This is a genomic window from Flavobacterium sp., assembly GCF_029242675.1.
GTDB lineage: Bacteria > Bacteroidota > Bacteroidia > Flavobacteriales > Flavobacteriaceae > Flavobacterium.
In genome coordinates, this window is sequence record NZ_JAQWTM010000307.1 from 1 (window position 1) to 2,590 (window position 2,590).

The 2,590-nt window shown below is 38.7% G+C and carries 2 protein-coding genes; both read left to right on the forward strand.

Annotated features, from left to right (window positions below):
- The first annotated feature begins 182 nt into the window (after positions 1-182).
- Entirely contained in the window at positions 183-1,595 is a 1,413-nt protein-coding gene (locus P8M54_RS11215; RefSeq protein ID WP_300287948.1) for an MBL fold metallo-hydrolase, read from the forward strand.
- A gap of 20 nt (positions 1,596-1,615) precedes the next feature.
- Entirely contained in the window at positions 1,616-2,446 is an 831-nt protein-coding gene (locus P8M54_RS11220; protein WP_300287949.1) for a methyltransferase domain-containing protein, read from the forward strand.
- Positions 2,447-2,590: the final 144 nt, after the last annotated feature.

Sequence of the window (2,590 nt, forward strand, 5' to 3'; positions counted from 1 at the left end):
CGCTAGTGGACTTATTTATAAATCTATAAAAGTTGCACCTTTGCTTGATAAAGAAAAACAACAAAAAAGGCATTTTTACAGCAATCCAATTGTTGTTTTTTTGACCTTTGTAACATTAGTCACTGTACAACCGCAATACAAGAATTATCTTTGTATCAAATATTTAAAATAAAACTATACTCATGCAAATCGAACAAATATATACCGGATGTTTAGCTCAAGGAGCTTATTATATTACTTCAAATGGTGAAGCCGCAATTATCGATCCCCTTCGTGAGGTACAGCCTTACTTGGACCGCTTGGAAAGAGATGGGGTACAATTGAAATATATTTTTGAAACTCATTTCCATGCTGACTTCGTATCAGGTCATGTCGATCTAAGTAAAGCAACTGACGCTCCAATTGTTTATGGTCCTACGGCCAAAACGGAGTTTGAATCTATCATTGCAACGGACAATCAAGAATTCCAAATTGGAAACATAAAAATAAAAGCGTTGCATACTCCTGGGCATACTATGGAGAGTACGACGTACCTATTGTTAGATGAAGCAGGTAAGGAACACGCAATTTTTTCAGGAGACACCTTATTTATTGGTGACGTGGGAAGACCTGATTTAGCTCAAAAAGCAGCTGATATGACGCAAGATCAATTAGCCGCTACTTTGTACAAATCGTTACGTACAAAAATCATGACGCTTCCTGATGAGGTGATTGTTTATCCTGCGCATGGTGCAGGAAGTGCTTGTGGTAAAAACATGAGTAAAGAAACCGTATCGACTATAGGAAACCAAAAGGCAAACAATTACGCCTTACGTGCAGATATGACCGAAACCGAATTCATAAAAGAAGTGACCGATGGGTTACTACCACCTCCTGCTTATTTTGGGATGAATGTAGCCATGAATAAAAAAGGGTATGAAAGCTTTGAATCGGTTTTGAATAACGGAATGCAAGCGATAAAAGTAGCCGACTTTGAAGCAGTGGTGGAAGAAACTGGTGCTTTGATTTTAGACACCCGTAAAAACGGTATTTTTGCTGCAGGATTTATTCCGCAATCGATCAGTATCGGTATCGATGGAGATTTTGCTCCATGGGTTGGTGCCTTAATTGCTGATGTGAAACAACCTATTATATTGGTAACAGAACTAGGTCAAGAAGAAGAAACGGTTACAAGACTAAGCCGCGTAGGTTTTGATAATGTGGTAGGTCATTTAGAAGGTGGATTTGAAGCTTGGGAGAAAGCAGGTAAGGAAACCGATACTGTAAATAGAATTACTGCCGAAACTTTTGCAAAAGAAGTAAGAATAGGAGAAAGCAAAGTAATTGACGTTCGTAAAGAAACGGAATATGCAGCAGAACATGTGGATGAAGCCTACAGCAAACCCTTGTCACTTATCAACGACTGGATTAAAGATATTGATCCAAAAGAGCCTTTCTTTTTACATTGCCAAGGAGGATACCGTAGCATGATGGCGGCATCGATCTTGCAAGCGCGTGGGTTTAGAAATTTTAAAGAAGTAGCCGGTGGTTTTAACGCTATTGCTCAAACTACGATACCAAAAACAGACTTTGTTTGCCAAAGTAAAACGCTATAATTAATTAAAAACTAGCTGCAATGAGTACTGATCAATGTTGTGTAGTGTCCTGTGAAAAACCGCTAGACGGTACTTATTGGGACGCACAATACCAAGCAAATGCTACAGGTTGGGATTTAGGAACGGTCTCACCACCTATCCAAACCTACATCGATAGTATAACAAATAAAGAGTTAGCTGTCCTGATTCCGGGTTGTGGAAACACCTATGAAGCCCAATACCTGCTCGAACAAGGTTTTACAAATATTACCGTAATTGATATCGCACCTACCTTAGTGGCTGCTTTACAAACTAAATTTGGTGACAATCCGAACATCAAAGTGATTTGTGGTGATTATTTCGAACACCAAGGACAGTATGAATTAATTATTGAGCAAACCTTTTTTTGTGCCTTACCTCCTCGCCTACGCCAAAAGTATGTTTGGAAAATGCACGAACTGTTAGCTCAGAACGGAATTTTAGCAGGTCTTTTATTCAATCGTTCTTTTGAAGTGAGTCCGCCTTTTGGAGGAAGCAAAGACGAATACGAAAAATTATTTCAGCAGGCGTTTCATTTGCAACACATAGCCGTTGCCACCAATTCGATTGCGCCAAGAGCAGGATCTGAATTGTTTATAGAGTTCAAAAAAAACAGTGATGTATTAGTTTCTCTGTATGAATTCGAAGGCATTACCTGCACAGGCTGCATGAATACGGTTAGCACTGCATTTATTAACATCCAAGAAGTTAAAAATGTGAGTATGAGTACTGATTTTTCTGAAGTATTGATAGTCAGTACAACCGAAATTCCGTTAAAGCAACTGCAAGCCATCGTATCTTACGATGAAAAATATAAAATAAAAAAGCACTAACATGAAACAACTTCTTTTTACCAATTGGCACAGCATGCGCTGGATCCGACTCGTAATCGGTCTTTTTTTCATGCAACAAGCCATTCAGCATCGTGAAATAGTAGCTGCTATAATAGCGGTATTTTTTATCTTCCAATCCGTTTT

Bases quoted from the DNA above. Each gene is read 5' to 3' on its own strand.
- P8M54_RS11215 (WP_300287948.1), top strand. From the start codon at position 183: ATGCAAATCGAACAAATATATACCGGATGTTTAGCTCAAGGAGCTTAT.
- P8M54_RS11220 (WP_300287949.1), top strand. From the start codon at position 1,616: ATGAGTACTGATCAATGTTGTGTAGTGTCCTGTGAAAAACCGCTAGAC.